This is a genomic window from Pseudomonas sp. GL_103 (genome assembly GCF_057835175.1).
In genome coordinates this window covers 1,119,201-1,137,474 of record NZ_CM174420.1, presented here as the reverse complement: position 1 = coordinate 1,137,474, position 18,274 = coordinate 1,119,201, and the positions used below count along the sequence as shown (strand labels likewise).

Sequence of the window (18,274 nt, the reverse complement as noted above, 5' to 3'; positions counted from 1 at the left end):
AGCATGAAATTTTGCAGCCAGTGCGGTAACCCGGTGACCCAGCGCATTCCCGAAGGCGATTCGCGCCTGCGTTTTGTCTGCGACAGCTGTCACGCCATTCACTACCAGAACCCCAACATCGTCGCCGGCTGCGTGGCAACCTGGGGCACCAAGGTGTTGTTGTGCCGGCGGGCCATCGAGCCACGTCGCGGTTACTGGACCCTGCCCGCCGGTTTCATGGAGAACGGCGAGACCATCGAACAGGCCGCCATTCGCGAAACCGCCGAGGAAGCCTGCGCGCGAGTGCGCAACCTGAACATCTACACCCTGATCGACGTGCCACACATCAGCCAGGTGCATGTGTTCTTCCGTGCCGAGCTGGCGGACCTGGACTTTTCTGCCGGCCCCGAGAGCCTGGAAGTGCAACTATTCGACGAAGCGGACATTCCATGGGATGAGCTGGCTTTCCGCACGGTGGGCCGTACCTTAGAATGCTTCTTCGCTGACCGGCGGACCGAGGTCTATCCCGTTCGGTCTGAATCGATCCCGCCACTTGCTCAGCCTGCCATTATCTGATGTCATCCCGGCATCACTCAAAGGCGCCGAAAGACCGCCCGAACGCGGCACGAGCCTGCGACAGCTCCTGCAAAAACTTCTATACATAAATAGTCGCTGCACCTCCTGGGGAATCGTTTCAATGCGCTGGTTGCTTGCCCTGTTCTGTTTGTCGTTTGTCACGGTGTCCCAGGCTTCTGCCGTGGAAACCCTGGACGGCAAGGTCATCGAGAAGATCCTGATTCTCAAGTCTTCCCATCAATTGCAATTGATCAATGACGGCAGGCCGCTCAAAACCTATCGCATTTCCCTGGGCAAGCGTCCCAAGGGGCCCAAGCTGATGGAAGGCGACAAGCGCACCCCGGAAGGCTTCTACTGGGTCGACTGGCGCAAGATCAGCGACCGCTTCAACCTGGCGATGCACGTTTCCTACCCGAACATCAGCGACTCTGCCCGCGCCCGTCGTGAAGGCGTCGAGCCCGGCGGCATGATCATGATCCACGGCACCCCGGACAGCGAAGACACCCCGGAAGACCTGTTCCACACCCTGGACTGGACCGATGGCTGCATCGCCATGCGCAACATGGACATGCGCGAAGTCTGGAACCTGGTGCCGGACGGCACGATGATCGAAATCCGCCCGTAATCCCCCACGACCGTTGGTCGCCCTCGAAAAATAAATTCAAAAGATCGCAGCCTGCGGCAGCTCCTACAGGGTGAATACCATTTCGCTCTGCAGGCGCTGCCGCAGGCTGCGATCTTTGTCGCTTTAAAGCCAACCACTAATACCACTTCAAACCACCCCCCATTCCAACCAGCCGACAAGGCAGGTTTCCCTACACAAACAGCAAAGCTCTGGCGTTGACATGGTATTCAAGTGGTATTAGTTTTCGCCCATTCACGGGCAAAAACATTCCAATATCCGCCCCGGACACCCGCCATGAACGATCTCCAGGCCCTGCGCCCCGACGACACCCAACCCACGCCTTTGTACCTGCAACTGGCACGCAACCTGGAAGCGGCGATCCACGCCGGCCAGTGGAAAGCCGAGCAGGCGATGCCATCGGAACGCAATCTGAGCGAGACCTTGGGCATCTCCCGCGTCACCGCCCGCAAGGCGCTGGAAGTGTTGTTCGAACAAGGCCTGATCCGCCGCAACCAGGGCTCCGGCACCTTTATCACGCCGCGCCTCGAACAACCGTTGTCGCGTCTTTCCGGCTTCAGTGAAATGCTCCGCCTCAAGGGTTTCGTGCCCGGCTCGCAATGGCTGGAGCGGGAAATCACCCTGCCGACCCACGAAGAGCTGATCCGCCTCGGCCTGTCGCCCAACGACAAGGTCGCGCGCCTCAAACGCCTGCGCAAGGCCGACGACACGGTGATGGCCATCGAGATGAGCACCCTGCCCGCCTCGATCATTCCCAAGCCGCAGGCGGTGGGCGATTCCCTCTACGAGTTCCTCGACGGCATCGGCAAACCGGTGGTCCGCGCCCTGCAGCACATCCAGGCGATCAACGCCTCGGACGAGTTCGCCGCACTGGTGGGCATCGCCCCCGGCACCGCCATGTTGCTGATGACCCGGGTCGGCTACCTCGAAGACAACACGCCCATCGAAGTCACCGACACCTATTGCCGTAACGACTACTACGACTTTGTCGCAGAGCTCCGTAGATAAAGAGCTTCGAAGATAAAGAGCTGCGTCGAAAAAACACCGAGAGCCAGACATGTCCGAAGACAACATCCTCACCGCCCACGGCTGGGTTCGCGGCCGACTGGTGCACGAACACGGCAAAGTCGTGTCGATCGAAGGCCAGCCCTGCGATCCGGCGGACAATGATCTGCCGTACCTGCTGCCGGGTTTCATCGACCTGCACGTTCACGGCGGCGGCGGCAAAGACATCATGGAGGGCACGCCGGCCTTCGAAACCATCACCCGTACCCACGTGCGCTTCGGCACTACGTCGTTGCTGGCCACCACCATGACCGCACCGAGCGAAGAGATATCCAGCGTGCTCCAGGCCGTCGGCGAGTTCTGTGAGCAGCGGCCCCAAGGCTGCGCCCGGGTGCTCGGCGTACACCTCGAGGGCCCCTACATCAACCCGGGCAAACTCGGCGCGCAACCCAACTTCGCCCACACCGCGCTGATGGCCGAAGTCGAAGCGTACCTGGCGCTCGCGCCGATCCGGGTGATCACCATTGCCCCGGAAATTGCCGGTCACGATGCCTTGATCCGCGACCTCAGCAGCCGCGGCGTTCGCATGCAGATCGGCCACACCCTGGGCAGTTATGAGGAAGGCGTGGCCGCGCTGGAGGCCGGCGCCAGCAGTTTCACCCACCTCTACAACGCCATGAGCCCGCTGCATCACCGCGAACCGGGGATAGTCGGCGCAGCCCTGGCCCACGCCAAATACGCCGAACTGATTCCGGACTTGCTGCACGTGCACCCCGGCGCCATCCGCGTGGCCCTGCGTTCGATTCCGTGCCTGTATTGCGTCACCGATTCGACCGCCGCCGCCGGCATGCCCGATGGCGAGTACAAGCTCGGCAGCCACACCGTGACCAAATGCCTGGGCGGCGTGCGCCTGCCCGACGGCACCCTGGCCGGCAGCACGCTGACCATGGATCAGGCCCTGCGCAACCTGGTGAAGATCGGGCTGCCCATCGCCGAAGCCTCGCAGCGCCTGTCGCAATTCCCCGCCGACTACCTCGGCATCACCGAACGCGGGCGCCTGCAACCGGGGGCCTGGGCCGACTGCGTGCGGCTGGATCGCTCACTGAAACTGACCGCCGTCATGGTCGAAGGAGAAGACATTGACTTCAAAAATGCTTGAAGAGGCGCTGTCCTCGTTCGAGGCCGTGCAGGCCCAGTTGCAAAAACTCGACCCGCAGATGATCGAGATCGCCGGGCGCCTGCGTCGTCAGCCGCCGCAAGTGGCCATGACCGTGGCGCGCGGCAGCTCCGACCACGCCGCCAGCTACTTCGCCTACCTGACCATGCAACTGCTGGGCATCCCGGTGGCGTCGCTGCCGATGTCGGTGGTGACCATGCAACAGGCGCCATTGAAGGTCAGCGGCCAGGTGGCATTCGCCTTTTCTCAATCGGGGCAAAGCCCGGACCTGGTCAACAGCCTGCGCCTGTTGCGCAAGCGCGGTGCATTGAGCATTTCGCTGGTCAACGTCGAAGACTCGCCGCTGGAAGCCGCCTGCGAATTCAGCCTGCCGCTGTGTGCCGGCACAGAAAGCAGCGTCGCCGCGACCAAGAGCTTCATCGCCACCCTCAGCGCCAGCGCCCGGTTGATCGGCCACTGGAAAGAAGACGCCGAACTGCTCGAGGCCGGCTCTGCCTTGCCCGATGGCCTGCGCCACGCCGCGCGACAGGACTGGAGCCTGGCCATCGACGCCTTGCGCGATTGCCAGCGATTGATGGTGATCGGCCGTGGCGCCGGTTTCGCCATCGCCCAGGAAGCGGCGCTCAAGTTCAAGGAGACCTCGGCGATCCAGGCTGAAGCCTTCAGCAGTGCAGAAGTCCGTCACGGCCCGATGGCCTTGATTGGCGACAACTACCCGCTGCTGGTGTTTGCCCCACGGGGTGCCGAACAGGCCGGTTTGCTGAGCCTGGCCGCCGACATGCGCCAACGCGGCGCCCGTGTCCTGCTGGCCGCGCCGGATGACGTGCTTGAACGCGACCTGACCCTGACCCGCGCCGAACACCCGGCCCTCGACCCGATTCTGGCGATCCAGAGTTTCTACGTGATGGCCGCCGGCCTGGCCGTGGCCCGTGGCATGGACCCGGACCAGCCGCGGTACCTGAGCAAAGTGACGCGCACACACTGACGGCAAATACACCTGTAGGAGCTGTCGAGTGAAACGAGGCTGCGATCTTTTTAAAGACAAGATCAAAAGATCGCAACCTTCGGCAGCTCCTACGGGGTGGCGCGTTGATCCGAACTGTATTTTTTGATGAGACCGAGCCATGCATAACAACAATAAAGAGCTGACTTTAAGCGCCCCGCTCAGCGGCCCGGTGCTCACGCTCGCCAAAGTCCCGGACCCGGTGTTCGCCAGCGGCGCCATGGGTGACGGCATCGCCATTGATCCGCTCAACGACACACTCCACGCCCCCTGCGCCGGCGTGGTGGTGCATGTCGCCCGCACCGGTCACGCGGTAACCCTGCGTGCCGACAACGGCGCGGAATTGCTCCTGCACCTGGGGCTCGACACGGTTGAGTTGCAGGGCCAGGGCTTCTCGATGCTGGTCAAGGAAGGCGCGCGCGTCGCCAACGGCCAACCGCTGCTGCGCTACGACCTGGACAAGGTCGCGCAACAGTGCAAGAGCCTGGTCAGCCTGCTGATCCTCACCAACAGCCAGGACTTTCAGGCACGCCCCATCACGCTCAAATCGGTAAAGGTCGGCGAGCCGCTGCTGCACATCATTCGTCGACAGACGTCGAGCGCACAGGTGGATACCGAGTTTGCCGGCGCAGAGATTGTCGGTCTGGTGCGCATTGCTCACCGTGGCGGTCTGCACGCGCGGCCGGCTGCGTTGATCCGTCAGACCGCGCAAGGATTCAAAAGCAAATCGCAGCTGCATTTCGCCGGCAAATCGGCCACCTGCGACAGCCTGATCGGCCTGATGGGACTGGCCATCGGCGAGCAGGCGGAGGTCCAGGTCAGTTGCCAGGGCCCGGACGCCGAAGCCGCGCTGCAAGCCTTGCTGACCGCGTTATCCACAGCCTTGGCCGAAGACAGCCACGCCGCCGCGCCAGCCACGATTGCCCAACGCAATCGCCCCGCCGAAGCCGGCGTGTTGCACGGCGTCTGCGCGGCGCCCGGCCTGGTCGGCGGGCCGCTGTTTCGCCTGAATGCGATCAGCCTGCCGGTGGATGCCGGCCATCATGATCGGCTGCAACAACAGCAAGTGTTGGACGCGGCACGGAGCCAGGTGCGCAGTGAAATCGAGCACACGCTGGCCCTTGCGAAAAAACACAAGGACACCGCGGAAGAAGCGATTTTCGCCGCACACCTGGCGTTGCTTGAAGATCCGGCCCTGCTGGACGCCGCCAGTCAAACCGTCGCCCAGGGCACGGCCGCGACCCACGCCTGGAGCCAGGCCATCGACGTGCAATGCGAAGTCCTCCAGCAAACCGGCAGCACGCTGTTGGCCGAACGCGCCAACGACCTGCGCGACCTCAAGCAACGGGTGCTGCGCGCTTTGCTCGGCGATACCTGGCATTACGACGTGCCGGCCGGCGCCATCGTCGCGGCCCATGAACTGACACCCTCCGATTTACTGCAACTGAGCCAGCAAGGCATCGCCGGGCTGTGCATGGCCGAAGGTGGCGCGACCTCTCACGTGGCGATTCTGGCCCGGGGCAAAGGCCTGCCGTGCATGGTCGCACTGGGCTCGACGCTGCTCGATCAGCAACAGGGGCAACCGGTGGTGCTGGACGCCGACGGCGGCCGCCTCGAACTGACACCCAGCACACAGCGCCTGGCCGACGTGCGCCAGCTGCAACAGCAACAGCAACAACGCCGGGCCGAACAACAGACCCAGGCGCGCACACCCGCGCTGACCACCGATGGCCTGCGCATCGAAGTCGCCGCCAACGTGGCGTCCAGCACGGAAGCGGCAGACGCACTGGCCAATGGCGCCGACGGCGTCGGCTTGCTGCGCACCGAGTTTCTCTTCGTCGACCGCCACACCGCGCCGGACGAACAGGAACAACACCACGCCTATCAAGCGGTGCTAGATGCCATGGGTGACAAGTCGGTGATCATCCGCACCATCGACGTCGGCGGCGACAAGCAACTGGACTACCTGCCACTGCCCGCCGAGGCCAATCCGGTGCTCGGCCTGCGCGGCATTCGCCTGGCCCAGGTTCGCCCTGAGCTGCTCGACCAGCAACTGCGCGCGTTGCTGCACCTCAACCCGTTGTCACGCTGCCGGATCCTGCTGCCGATGGTCACGGAAGTCGATGAACTGCTGCACATCCGCCAGCGCCTCGACGCCCTGTGTACGGAACTGGGTCTGACACAACGCCCGGAGCTTGGCGTGATGATCGAAGTTCCGGCCGCCGCGCTGCTGGCCGAGCAACTGGCCGAACACGCGGACTTCCTGTCCATCGGCACCAACGACCTTTCGCAATACACCCTGGCCATGGACCGCGACCACGCCGGGCTCGCCGCCCGCGTCGATGCGCTGCACCCGGCACTGCTGCGGTTGATCGCCCAGACCTGCGCCGGTGCGGCGTTGCACAACCGTTGGGTGGGCGTGTGCGGTGCACTGGCGTCCGATCCGTTGGCCACGCCGGTGTTGATCGGCCTGGGGGTCAGTGAGTTGTCGGTGAGCCCGGTACAGGTCGGTGAAATCAAGGACCGCGTGCGTCATCTCGACGCCAGCGAATGCCGGCGCATCAGCCAGGGTCTGCTCAAACTGAGCAGCGCCAGCGCGGTTCGTCACGCCTGTCACCAGCATTGGCCGCTGAGCTAAAGAACAACAAGAATCCACGGAGAACCGCCATGTACCAACTTTTCATCGAAGGCCTGCAACGCCTCGGGCGCGCACTGATGCTGCCGATCGCGATCCTGCCGATTGCCGGCCTGCTGCTGCGCCTGGGCGATACCGACCTGCTGAACATCGCGATCATCCACGACGCTGGCCAGGTGATTTTCGCCAACCTGGCGATGATCTTCGCCATCGGTATCGCGGTCGGTTTCGCCAGGGACAACAACGGTACGGCGGGGCTTGCCGGGGTGATCGGCTACCTGGTGATGATCTCCACCCTCAAGGTGCTCGACCCGAGCATCAACATGGGCATGCTCGCCGGGATCGTCAGCGGCCTGATGGCCGGCGCACTGTACAACCGCTTCAAGGACATCAAGCTGCCGGAGTACCTGGCGTTCTTCGGGGGCCGGCGCTTTGTGCCGATTGTCACCGGGTTCGCCGCCGTGGGACTGGGCGTGGTGTTCGGCTACATCTGGCCGCCGATCCAGCACGGCATCAACAGCTTCGGCACGCTGATGATGGAAAGCGGCAGCTTCGGCGCGTTCGTCTTCGGCGTGTTCAACCGCCTGCTGATCGTCACCGGCCTGCACCACATCATCAATAACATGGCATGGTTCGTCTTCGGCAACTTCACCGACCCGACTACGGGCGCCCTCGTGACCGGCGATATCTCACGCTACTTCGCCGGCGACCCCAAGGGCGGCCAATTCACCACCGGCATGTTCCCGATGATGCTCTTCGGCCTGCCCGCCGCGTACCTGGCAATGTACCGCAACGCCTTGCCGGAACGACGCAAAGTCATGGGCGGGATCTTCCTGTCGATGGCCCTGACCTCGTTCCTCACTGGCGTCACCGAACCCGTCGAGTTCGCCTTCATGTTCCTTGCGCCGCTGCTCTTCTTGTTGCACGCGCTGCTGACCGGCCTGTCGTTGGCCATCACCAATCTGCTGAACATCCACCTGGGGTTCACCTTCTCCGGCGGCTTCATCGACATGATCCTTGGCTGGGGCAAGTCCACCAACGGCTGGATGGTGTTCCCGGTGGGCCTGGCGTATGCCGTGATCTATTACGTGGTGTTTGATTTCTGTATCCGCCGCTTCGACCTGAAGACACCGGGCCGCGAAACCAGCGCTGCCGCCCCGCAGGTTGCGGTGGCCGACAATGAACGCGCCGGGGCATACATCAAGGCCCTGGGCGGAGCCGAAAACCTGATCACCGTCGGCGCCTGCACCACTCGCTTGCGCCTGGACATGGTGGACCGCAACAAGGCATCGGATACCGACTTGAAAGCGCTCGGCGCCATGGCCGTGGTGCGCCCCGGCAAGGGCGGGAGTTTGCAGGTGGTGGTGGGGCCGATGGCCGATGCCATTGCCGATGAGATTCGCCTGGCAATGCCGGCGCTGGGTCGGGCCTTGGTGTCGTCACCGGCGGTAGAAATCGACGCCCCCAAACCCGCCGCCGTGGCGACACCCGAGGCGCAGCAATGGCTCAACGCCCTGGGCGGTGGCGACAATGTGCTGCAACTCGACTGCATCGCCATGACCCGCATCCGCCTGCAACTGGCCAATGGCAAGGCGTTGTCGGAATGTGATTTGAAAGCATTGGGCTGTCACGGTGTCAGCCAGTTGGAAGGTGGCATCTGGCATCTGCTGATTGGCGACAAAGCACCGAGCTTGAGTGATGCGCTGGAAGGGTTGGTCAATCGTAGTGAGGTGAGTGCCAAGGTTTAATCTACGATGCACATATTGTAGGAGCTGCCGAAGGCTGCGATCTTTTGATCTGGATCTTAAAAATAAAATCAAAAGATCGCAGCCTTCGGCAGCTCCTACAGGGGAACTCAAGGCAACAAAAAACCCGCTGAAATCACTTTCAGCGGGTTTCTCATTTAAGCAGCCAGGAAGATCAGAAATCCTCCAACCGCCACACCTCATAAGCCGGCGTCTCGTAGGGATGGCTCTGTTTCAGAGCCGCCACCACCGAGCGAATCAACTCATCCGCCACCACCAGCTCAACCTTCCATTCCTCAACCTGCTCGACCTGCCCTGCCTCGCCAATGAACGGCTGACTGCCATCCAGTGGGCGAAACTGGCCGAGGCCCAACACCTGCCATGCGCAGTGGTCGTAAGCACCGATTCGACCGCCACCGGCGGCGAATACGGCACTCTTCACGTCTTCGACGTGACTGGTTGGAACGAAAAAGCTGAGCTTGTACACGGCGCTTAGTTCACCCGCTTTTAGTTTACCCAGACCCGAGCATTACGGAACATACGCATCAGCGGTGCATCTTCGTTCCAGTCGTCCGAACGCCACGAGTTCTGCACGGCGCGGAACACTCGCTCCGGGTGCGGCATCATGATGGTCACGCGACCGTCGCGGCTGGTCAGACCGGTGATCCCGCGCGGCGAGCCGTTCGGGTTGGCCGGGTAGCTTTCGGTGACCTTGCCGTGGTTGTCGACGAAACGCATTGCCACGCAACCGGACAGATCGGCTTCCAGCAGTGCTTCTTCGCTGGAGAACTCGGCATGACCTTCACCGTGAGCAATGGCGATCGGCATGCGCGAACCGGCCATGCCTTGCAGGAAGATCGAGTTCGATTCCTGGATCTGCACCATGGCAACACGGGCTTCGAACTGCTCGGAACGGTTGCGCACGAAGTGCGGCCAGAACTCGCTGCCCGGGATCAGTTCGTGCAGGTTGGACATCATCTGGCAACCGTTGCACACGCCGAGGGTGAAGCTGTCGTTGCGTTCGAAGAAGCCCTGGAACGCATCGCGGGCACGGCTGTTGAACAGCGCGGATTTCGCCCAGCCTTCACCGGCACCCAATACGTCGCCGTAAGAGAAGCCGCCGCACGCGACCATGCCCTTGAACTCGTTCAGGTCGACACGGCCAGCCAGAATGTCGCTCATGTGCACGTCGATCGCGTTGAAACCGGCGCGGTCGAACGCAGCCGCCATTTCCACCTGACCGTTGACGCCCTGCTCACGCAGTACGGCAACCTGTGGGCGAATGCCTTTCTTGATGTAAGGCGCGGCGATGTCCTGGTTGATGTCGTAGCTCAGCTTGACGCTCAGGCCCGGGTTGTCTTCTTCCAGCAGCACGTCGAACTCTTGCTCGGCGCAGTCAGCGTTGTCACGCAGACGCTGGATCTGGTAGCTGGTCTCGGCCCACTGACGTTGCAGCAGACGACGCTGACCTTCGAACACGGTTTCGCCATTGAAGGTGATGCTGATCTCGCCGTTGTTCATCGGCTGACCGACCACCGATACGCAGTCGCCCAAACCGGCAGCGCTGAACTGCGCGAGGATGTCCGGGGTAGCGTCCTGACGAACCTGGATCACCGCACCCAGTTCTTCGTTGAACAGGATGGCGGCGATGTCAGCGGAGGTTTCCGCCAGACCGTCGAGGTTCAGGCTCAGGCCGCAGTGACCGGCGAAGGCCATTTCCACCACGCTGGTCAGCAAACCACCGTCGGAACGGTCGTGGTAAGCCAGCAGGTGGCCGTCGGCGTTGAGGCCCTGGATTACCGCGAAGAAGGCTTTCAGGTCTTCGGCGTCATCGACGTCCGGAGCCTGACTGCCGAGTTTGCCGTGAACCTGTGCCAGGATCGAGGCGCCCATGCGGTTCTGGCCGCGGCCCAGGTCGATCAGGATCAAGTCGGTGGTGCCCTTGTCCATGCGCAGTTGCGGGGTCAGGGTCTGACGGATGTCAGTCACTGGCGCGAAACCGGTCACGATCAGGGACATTGGCGAAGTGACGGACTTGTCCACGCCTTCATCGTTCCAGCGGGTGGCCATGGACATCGAGTCCTTGCCCACCGGAATGGTGATGCCCAGCTCAGGGCACAGTTCCATGCCGACCGCTTTCACGGTGTCGTACAGGCGGGCGTCTTCACCTGGGTGACCGGCTGCGGACATCCAGTTCGCCGACAGCTTGATGTCGGAGATCTTGCCGATGCGCGAAGCCGCGATGTTGGTCAGGGTTTCGCCGATGGCCATGCGGCCCGACGCCGGAGCGTCCAGCAGTGCCAGCGGAGTACGCTCGCCCATGGCCATGGCTTCACCGGTGTAGACGTCGAAGCTGGTGGCGGTGACGGCAACGTCGGCCACCGGAACCTGCCATGGGCCGACCATCTGGTCACGGGCCACGAGGCCGGTGATGGTGCGGTCGCCGATGGTGATCAGGAAGCTCTTGCTCGCCACGGCCGGGTGATGCAGGACGCGCTCGACGCAGTTGGCGATGTCGAGGGTCGACGGATCGAAATCGTCGCCCAGCTCGTTTTCACGAACCACCGAACGGTGCATGCGTGGAGCCTTGCCCAGCAACACTTCCAGTGGCATGTCCACCGGGCTGTTGCCGAAGTGGCTATCGGTGACGGTCAGTTGCGGTTCCGCAGTGGCTTCGCCGACCACAGCAAACGGGCAACGCTCACGTTCGCAGATCGCCTTGAAGCGCTCGAAGTCAGCCGGGCCGACGGCCAGGACGTAACGTTCCTGGGATTCGTTGGACCAGATTTCGTGCGGGGCCATGCCCGGCTCGTCGTTTGGAATGTTGCGCAGTTCGAAACGGCCACCGCGGTCGCCGTCGTTGACCAGTTCCGGGAAGGCGTTGGACAGACCGCCCGCACCCACGTCGTGGATGAAGCTGATCGGGTTCTTGTCGCCCAGTTGCCAGCAACGGTCGATGACTTCCTGGCAGCGACGTTCCATTTCCGGGTTTTCGCGCTGTACCGAAGCGAAGTCCAGGTCTGCCGAGCTGGTGCCGGTGGCCATGGAGGAAGCCGCGCCGCCACCCAGGCCGATCAGCATTGCCGGGCCGCCGAGCACGATCAGCTTGGAGCCGACCAGGATCTCGCCTTTCTTGACGTGTTCTTCACGGATGTTGCCCATGCCGCCAGCCAGCATGATCGGCTTGTGGTAGCCACGAACTTCGTCACCGTGCGGGGTGGTGATCGATTGTTCGAAGGTACGGAAGTAGCCGGTCAGGGCCGGACGACCGAATTCGTTGTTGAACGCAGCGCCGCCCAGCGGGCCTTCGATCATGATGTCCAGCGCGGTGACGATGCGCTCAGGCTTGCCGTACGGCACTTCCCACGGCTGTTCGAAGCCCGGGATCTGCAGGTTCGACACGGTGAAACCAGTCAGGCCAGCCTTTGGCTTGGCACCGCGACCGGTGGCGCCTTCGTCGCGGATTTCGCCACCGGAACCGGTGGATGCGCCCGGGAACGGGGCAATCGCGGTCGGGTGGTTGTGGGTTTCAACCTTCATCAGGATGTGCACCGGTTCCTGCACCGCGCCGTACTGGCGGGTCTCAGGGTCCGGGAAGAAGCGACCGGCCACGGAGCCGACGATTACCGAAGCGTTGTCCTTATAAGCCGACAGAACGCCTTCGCTGTGCATCACGTAGGTGTTCTTGATCATGCCGAACAGGCTTTTTTCCTGGCTCTGGCCGTCGATGTCCCAACTGGCGTTGAAGATCTTGTGACGGCAGTGCTCGGAGTTCGCCTGGGCGAACATCATCAGTTCGATGTCGTGCGGGTTGCGCTTCAAGCCGACGAAGGCGTTGACCAGGTAGTCGATCTCGTCTTCGGCCAGGGCCAGGCCCAGCTCGGTGTTGGCTTTTTCCAGCGCGGCGCGGCCGCCACCCAACACGTCGATGGCGGTCAGGGGTTTCGGCTCGGCGTGGCTGAACAGGCCGGCGGCCTGTTCGAGGTTGCCCAGGACGATCTGGGTCATGCGGTCGTGCAGACCGTCGGCGATCAGCTGGGCTTCAGCGTCGCTGAACTGGCCGGCCACGTAGAACGCGATGCCGCGCTCCAGGCGCTGGATTTTCGCCAGGCCACAGTTACGGGCGATGTCGCTGGCCTTGCTCGACCACGGCGAGATGGTGCCGAAACGCGGCAGCACCAGAAACAGACGACCGGTCGGTTCCTGTACCGGAACGCTTGGACCGTACTTCAGAAGGCGCGCAAGCACCTGCTGTTCGTCGCCGGTCAGGACGCCGGTAACTTCGGCGAAGTGAGCGAATTCAGCATACAGGCCACTGACAGCCGGAACCTTCTGGCTCAGTTGCTCAAGGAGTTTGCTGTGGCGAAAGGCAGAAAGGGCAGGAGCGCCGCGCAGGATCAACATCTTCGGGACAGCCTCGGGAAGGGGTGTGCTTTGAGGCCGTGCATTCTAGCCTAAACAGCCCGCGACAGCACCCGAAACGCTACGCACGGTTGCACTCGGGTGTCGATCTGTGTTTCTGCCTCGAAAGTCAGGTTAATGGGGCGTGTGACGACAGCTTATTTTTACTGTAACAAAATGCAGATAAAGCCCATTCCTGCGGGGTTTCGGCCGGTTTTGTGATCTCTAGCAGACAAGCCCCTTGCTGTCGAGATATGGCGCCCGTGGTCCTTTGCGTATACTGCGCACATGTTTTTCCCAACGGCTTTGCGTCCGCGGTACGCCAAATGGCTGATCGCAACCGGACTCTTCCTGATGCTCGGTGGCTGTGTTGATAAACCCAACACGCTCGAGCGCGTAAAGGAGGATGGTGTGCTGCGGGTGGTTACCCGAAACAGCCCAGCCACCTACTTTCAGGATCGTAACGGTGAAACCGGCTTCGAATACGAGCTGGTGAAGCGCTTCGCCGACGATCTGGGGGTCGAGCTCAAGATCGAGACCGCCGACAACCTCGATGACCTGTTCAACCAGGTCGGCAAGCCCAATGGCCCGGTGCTGGCGGCGGCCGGCCTGGTCAGCAGCGAAGAGCGCAAGAAGCAGGTGCGTTTCTCCCACTCCTATCTGGAAGTCACCCCGCAGATCATCTACCGCAACGGCCAGTCACGGCCGACCGATGCGAAGGACCTGGTGGGCAAGAAGATCATGGTGCTCAAGGGCAGCACCCACGCCGAACAACTGGCGCAGCTGAAACAGAAATTTCCCGGCATCGAATACGAAGAGTCTGACGCAGTCGAGGTCGTCGATCTCCTGCGCATGGTGGACGAAGCTCAGATCGACCTGACACTGGTCGACTCCAACGAAGTGGCGATGAACCAGGTGTACTTCACCAACATCCGGGTCGCCTTCGACCTCGGTGACGCCAGCAACCAGAGCTGGGCCGTCGCCCCGGGCGACGACAACAGCCTGCTCAACGAAATCAACGACTACCTCGACAAGGTCAAGAAGAACGGCACCCTGCAACGCCTCAAGGACCGCTACTACGGGCATGTCGACGTCCTCGGCTACATGGGCGCCACCACGTTTGCCCAACACTTGCAGCAACGCCTGCCCAAGTACGAACAGCACTTCAAGGCCTACGCCAAGAAAGAGAAAGTTGACTGGCGCCTGCTGGCGGCCATCGGGTACCAGGAGTCGTTGTGGCAACCGGCGGTTACCTCCAAGACCGGCGTGCGCGGCCTGATGATGCTGACCCAGAACACTGCGCAGGCCATGGGCGTGTCCAACCGCCTGGACCCCAGACAGAGCATCATGGGCGGCGCCAAGTACCTGGCCTACATGAAAGACCAGCTCGACGATTCGATTCAGGAGCCGGACCGTACCTGGTTTGCCCTGGCGGCCTACAACGTCGGCAGCGGCCACCTGGATGACGCACGCAAACTGGCGGCCAAGGAAGGCTTGAACCCGGACAAATGGCTGGACGTGAAGAAGATCCTGCCGCGCCTGTCGGAAAAGAAGTGGTACAGCAAAACCCGTTACGGCTACGCCCGTGGCGGCGAACCGGTGCATTTCGTGGCGAACATCCGTCGCTACTACGACATCCTGACCTGGGTCACGCAGCCGCAGCTTGAGGGCGATCAGGTCGCCGAGGGCAAACTGCTGGTTCCGGGCATCGACAAGACCAAGCCGGCGCAGGAGCCTGCACCGCTCTAAAGCAAAAGATCGCAGCCTGCGGCAGCTCCTACAGGGTTATGTGTACACCTGTAGGAGCTGCCGCAGGCTGCGATCTTTTGCTCTTATACCTTCGAGGCAGCCGCCAGAATCAGCGCCTTCATCTCCGAAACAGCCGACTTGAAGCCAACGAACAGCGCGTGGGCCACCAGCGCATGGCCGATGTTCAGCTCGTTGATGCCCTTGATCGCCGCCACGGCTTCAACGTTGTGATAGTGCAGGCCATGGCCGGCATTGACGATCAGGCCCTGGGCCAGGCCGAAGGCCACGCCATCGGCCACACGCTTGTGTTCTTCGGCGACTTCGGTCGGCGTCTCGGCATCGGCATAACGACCGGTGTGCAGTTCGATGGCCGGTGCGCCGACACGGCGGGAGGCTTCGATCTGGCGCTCATCGGCGTCAATGAACAGCGACACTTCGGAGCCGATCTTCGACAGGCGCTCGACCGCCGCCTTGATCCGAGCTTCCTGCCCCGCCACGTCCAGGCCACCTTCGGTGGTCAGCTCCTGGCGGGTTTCCGGTACCAGGCAAATGTGCGCCGGGCGGATGCGCTCGGCGAACAACATCATTTCTTCGGTGACGCCCATTTCGAAGTTCATGCGGGTTTGCAGCACGTCCTTGAGCAGCAGAACGTCGCGTTCCTGAATGTGCCGACGGTCTTCACGCAGGTGCACGGTGATGCCGTCGGCGCCCGCCTCTTCCGCGTCCAGTGCAGCCTTGACCGGGTCCGGGTAACGGGTGCCCCGGGCCTGACGCAGGGTGGCAACGTGGTCGATGTTCACGCCAAGAAGAATACGGGTGCTGGTGGTCACGGAAGCGCTCCAGAAGAAGAGAAAGTTCGGTGCACAGCATACGGTGTGATCAGGGCTTGCGAAACAGCTCGCGACTGACAAGTGGACGGCCGCCCAGGTGAACGGCCAACGCCTGGCGCATCAAGCGCTTGGCGGCAGACAGAGCGCCGGGGGCGGACCAGTCGGCCTCAGCCATGGCCAGCAGTTCGGTGCCGCTGAACAGGCCCGGTTGCAGCAGATAGACCCGCTCCAGCCCGGCATCCACTTTCAAACGGTAGAGACCGTCCGGTGCGATGGGTTGATCATGAATATCAGCAGTCAGGGAAAAACCGTAGCCGAGGTCATCGAGCAAGCGCCACTCGAAGGAGCGCAGCAAGGGCTCCAGTGGTCGACCTTCGGCCAGGGCCAGCAAGGTGGCGGCGTAATGATCGAACACCGAGGGAAGCGGATCTTCGGCGGGCAACAGGCGAATCAGCAGCTCATTGAGGTAAAGACCGCTGAACAGCGCCTCGCCAATGAGCCAGGTGGAAACCCCGGCACTTTCCATGCGCCCGACATTCTTCAGCTCGCCCTTGCCCCGGAACTCGACTTCCAGTGGCACGAACGGCCGCGCCAACGTCCCGGCCTTGCCCCGCGCACTGCGCAACACCGCCCGCAGCCGACCTTGTGGCGTGAGGAAGTCCACCAAAGCACTGTTTTCGCGATAGGCGCGGGAGTGCAGGACGTAGGCGGGTTGGGCGATGGGTTGGGACATGGAAATCGCAGATCTCAATGAAAGAATGCAGTTTTACATACAACCCAAAACCAATGTGGGAGCGGGCTTGCTCGCGAAGGCGGCGTAACAGTCAACATCACTGCTGAATGTTACATCCTCTTCGCGAGCAAGCCCGCTCCCACAGGGTTCTACGGTGCAACGCCAATCGGGTTTACAAGTCGCCGTAACCCAACGAACGCAACGCACGCTCGTCATCGGACCAGCCACCCTTAACCTTGACCCACAGGTTGAGCATGATCTTGGAGTCGAACAGCAGTTCCATGTCCTTGCGCGCTTCGGTGCCGATGCGCTTGATGCGCTCGCCCTTGTCGCCAATGATGATTTTCTTCTGGCCATCGCGCTCGACGAGGATCAAGGCATGGATGTGCAGGGTCTTGCCCTGCTGCTTGAACTCTTCGATTTCAACGGTGATCTGGTACGGCAGCTCGGCGCCCATCTGGCGCATGATTTTCTCGCGCACAAGCTCCGCGGCGAGGAAACGGCTGCTGCGGTCGGTGATCTGGTCTTCCGGGAAGAAGTGATCGTTTTCCGGCAGATGCTCGGCAATCACCCGCTCCAGTGCATCGAGGTTGTGCCCGTGCTGTGCGGAAATCGGGATGATCTGCGCATTCGGCAACTGCTCCTGCAACCAGCTCAGGTGCGGCATCAGCTCGGCTTTGTCTTCGATGCGATCGGTCTTGTTCAACGCCACGATCAGCGGGCCGGTCACGTACTGGACGCGCTCGAGAACCATCTGGTCCTCTTCGGTCCACTTGGTGCGGTCGACCACGAAGATCACCACGTCGACGTCTTTCAACGCCGCCGAAGCGGTCTTGTTCATGTAGCGGTTCAGGGCCTTCTCGCCACCCTTGTGCATACCGGGGGTGTCGACGTAGATCGCCTGCACATCGCCCTCGGTCTTGATACCGAGCATGTTGTGACGGGTGGTTTGCGGTTTGCGCGAGGTGATCGCCAGCTTCTGACCCAGGATGTGGTTCAGCAGCGTGGACTTGCCCACGTTCGGACGGCCGACGATGGCAACATAGCCACAGCGAGTTGCGTTTGTATCAGTCATTGCCATTCTCCACACCCAGGGCAATCAGTGCTGCGGCGGCCGCTACCTGTTCGGCAATACGACGACTCACACCCTGACCTCGGCTTTTTTCATTCAGTAAGATGATTTCGCATTCGACGAAGAACGTACGGCAATGCGGCTCACCCTGGATATCCACCACTTCGTAACGCGGCAGCTCACAACCACGGGACTGCAGGAACTCTTGCAGGCGGGTCTTTGGATCTTTGTTGGTGTCGACCAGCGTCAGGCCTTCGAACTCGCCGGCCAGCCAGGCAAGCACACGCTCGCGGGCCATTTCCATGCCGGCATCGAGGTAGATCGCACCGATCAGCGCTTCGAGGGCATCGGCCAGAATCGACTCGCGACGGAAACCGCCGCTTTTCAGCTCGCCCGAGCCCAGGCGCAGGTATTCACCCAGATCGAAACCACGGGCCAGTACGGCCAGGGTCTCACCTTTGACCAGACGTGCGCGCAAACGCGACAACTGGCCTTCGCGAGCCAGCGGGAAGCGCTCGAACAGCGCCTCGCCGGCGACGAAGTTGAGAATGGCGTCACCGAGGAATTCCAGGCGTTCGTTGTTACGCCCGGCAAAGCTGCGGTGAGTCAGGGCCAGGACCATCAGTTCCTGATCCTTGAAGGTGTAGCCGAGCTGACGCTCTAGACGGCTTAAGGAGACGCTCACGGTTTACCCACGCTGAGTTCGTGGCTGGATTCCACCGCCAT

14 protein-coding genes are annotated in these 18,274 nt (G+C 62.2%); 8 read left to right on the top strand and 6 right to left on the bottom strand.

What is annotated here, in order from left to right; translation table 11 throughout:
* Window positions 1-3 precede the first annotated feature (3 nt).
* From AC3IP0_RS05100 to nagE, 7 genes are all read left to right on the top strand, one after another.
* Window positions 4-555 (top strand): NUDIX hydrolase, encoded by a 552-nt coding sequence (locus tag AC3IP0_RS05100; RefSeq protein ID WP_489318499.1) that lies wholly within the window; start codon window positions 4-6, stop codon window positions 553-555.
* Between the two features lie 121 nt (window positions 556-676).
* Window positions 677-1,180, top strand: coding sequence for a L,D-transpeptidase family protein (locus tag AC3IP0_RS05095; protein WP_489318498.1), 504 nt, complete (start codon window positions 677-679; stop codon window positions 1,178-1,180).
* Window positions 1,181-1,474: 294 nt separating this feature from the next.
* Window positions 1,475-2,206, top strand: a complete 732-nt coding sequence (locus AC3IP0_RS05090) for a GntR family transcriptional regulator (RefSeq protein WP_046040977.1) — start codon at window positions 1,475-1,477, stop codon at window positions 2,204-2,206.
* Between the two features lie 49 nt (window positions 2,207-2,255).
* Window positions 2,256-3,362 carry an N-acetylglucosamine-6-phosphate deacetylase gene (gene nagA / locus AC3IP0_RS05085; protein WP_489326791.1) on the top strand — a complete coding sequence of 369 codons (1,107 nt, stop codon included), beginning with the start codon at window positions 2,256-2,258 and terminating at the stop codon, window positions 3,360-3,362.
* Window positions 3,343-4,365, top strand: a complete 1,023-nt coding sequence (locus tag AC3IP0_RS05080; RefSeq protein WP_489318495.1) for an SIS domain-containing protein — start codon at window positions 3,343-3,345, stop codon at window positions 4,363-4,365. The genes nagA and AC3IP0_RS05080 overlap by 20 nt, the downstream gene beginning before the upstream one ends.
* Window positions 4,366-4,504: 139 nt before the next feature.
* The gene (ptsP, locus tag AC3IP0_RS05075; protein ID WP_489326790.1) at window positions 4,505-7,021 is read left to right on the top strand and encodes a phosphoenolpyruvate--protein phosphotransferase; all 2,517 of its coding nucleotides are present in this window, start codon (window positions 4,505-4,507) and stop codon (window positions 7,019-7,021) included.
* Between the two features lie 29 nt (window positions 7,022-7,050).
* Window positions 7,051-8,766 carry an N-acetylglucosamine-specific PTS transporter subunit IIBC gene (gene nagE / locus AC3IP0_RS05070; protein WP_489326788.1) on the top strand — a complete coding sequence of 572 codons (1,716 nt, stop codon included), beginning with the start codon at window positions 7,051-7,053 and terminating at the stop codon, window positions 8,764-8,766.
* A gap of 172 nt (window positions 8,767-8,938) precedes the next feature.
* On the opposite strand, the gene AC3IP0_RS05065 is transcribed toward nagE, so the two are convergent.
* Window positions 8,939-9,250 carry an NGG1p interacting factor NIF3 gene (locus tag AC3IP0_RS05065; protein ID WP_489318492.1) on the bottom strand — a complete coding sequence of 104 codons (312 nt, stop codon included), beginning with the start codon at window positions 9,248-9,250 and terminating at the stop codon, window positions 8,939-8,941.
* Window positions 9,251-9,270: 20 nt separating this feature from the next.
* Complete coding sequence (gene purL / locus AC3IP0_RS05060) at window positions 9,271-13,167, bottom strand: phosphoribosylformylglycinamidine synthase (protein ID WP_489326786.1); 3,897 nt, start codon at window positions 13,165-13,167, stop codon at window positions 9,271-9,273.
* A 285-nt stretch (window positions 13,168-13,452) separates the two neighbouring features.
* Here purL and mltF point away from each other — a divergent pair, with 285 nt between their 5' ends.
* Window positions 13,453-14,913, top strand: a complete 1,461-nt coding sequence (gene mltF / locus AC3IP0_RS05055; RefSeq protein ID WP_489318490.1) for a membrane-bound lytic murein transglycosylase MltF — start codon at window positions 13,453-13,455, stop codon at window positions 14,911-14,913.
* A gap of 83 nt (window positions 14,914-14,996) precedes the next feature.
* Here mltF and pdxJ read toward each other — a convergent pair whose 3' ends face one another.
* From pdxJ to rnc, 4 genes are all read right to left on the bottom strand, one after another.
* The gene (gene pdxJ, locus AC3IP0_RS05050; protein WP_489326784.1) at window positions 14,997-15,743 is read right to left on the bottom strand and encodes a pyridoxine 5'-phosphate synthase; all 747 of its coding nucleotides are present in this window, start codon (window positions 15,741-15,743) and stop codon (window positions 14,997-14,999) included.
* 49 nt (window positions 15,744-15,792) lie between these two features.
* Window positions 15,793-16,476, bottom strand: a complete 684-nt coding sequence (gene recO, locus AC3IP0_RS05045; protein ID WP_489326782.1) for a DNA repair protein RecO — start codon at window positions 16,474-16,476, stop codon at window positions 15,793-15,795.
* A gap of 172 nt (window positions 16,477-16,648) precedes the next feature.
* Window positions 16,649-17,551 (bottom strand): GTPase Era, encoded by a 903-nt coding sequence (gene era / locus AC3IP0_RS05040; RefSeq protein WP_007973959.1) that lies wholly within the window; start codon window positions 17,549-17,551, stop codon window positions 16,649-16,651.
* The gene (gene rnc / locus AC3IP0_RS05035) at window positions 17,544-18,233 is read right to left on the bottom strand and encodes a ribonuclease III (RefSeq protein ID WP_008053221.1); all 690 of its coding nucleotides are present in this window, start codon (window positions 18,231-18,233) and stop codon (window positions 17,544-17,546) included. Before rnc ends, era begins: the two co-directional genes overlap by 8 nt.
* Between the last annotated feature and the right edge of the window lie 41 nt (window positions 18,234-18,274).

Bases quoted from the DNA above. Each gene is read 5' to 3' on its own strand.
- mltF (WP_489318490.1), top strand. From the start codon at position 13,453: ATGTTTTTCCCAACGGCTTTGCGTCCGCGGTACGCCAAATGGCTGATC.
- ptsP (WP_489326790.1), top strand. From the start codon at position 4,505: ATGCATAACAACAATAAAGAGCTGACTTTAAGCGCCCCGCTCAGCGGC.
- AC3IP0_RS05090 (WP_046040977.1), top strand. From the start codon at position 1,475: ATGAACGATCTCCAGGCCCTGCGCCCCGACGACACCCAACCCACGCCT.
- AC3IP0_RS05100 (WP_489318499.1), top strand. From the start codon at position 4: ATGAAATTTTGCAGCCAGTGCGGTAACCCGGTGACCCAGCGCATTCCC.
- AC3IP0_RS05095 (WP_489318498.1), top strand. From the start codon at position 677: ATGCGCTGGTTGCTTGCCCTGTTCTGTTTGTCGTTTGTCACGGTGTCC.
- nagE (WP_489326788.1), top strand. From the start codon at position 7,051: ATGTACCAACTTTTCATCGAAGGCCTGCAACGCCTCGGGCGCGCACTG.
- nagA (WP_489326791.1), top strand. From the start codon at position 2,256: ATGTCCGAAGACAACATCCTCACCGCCCACGGCTGGGTTCGCGGCCGA.
- era (WP_007973959.1), bottom strand. From the start codon at position 17,551: ATGACTGATACAAACGCAACTCGCTGTGGCTATGTTGCCATCGTCGGC.
- recO (WP_489326782.1), bottom strand. From the start codon at position 16,476: ATGTCCCAACCCATCGCCCAACCCGCCTACGTCCTGCACTCCCGCGCC.
- purL (WP_489326786.1), bottom strand. From the start codon at position 13,167: ATGTTGATCCTGCGCGGCGCTCCTGCCCTTTCTGCCTTTCGCCACAGC.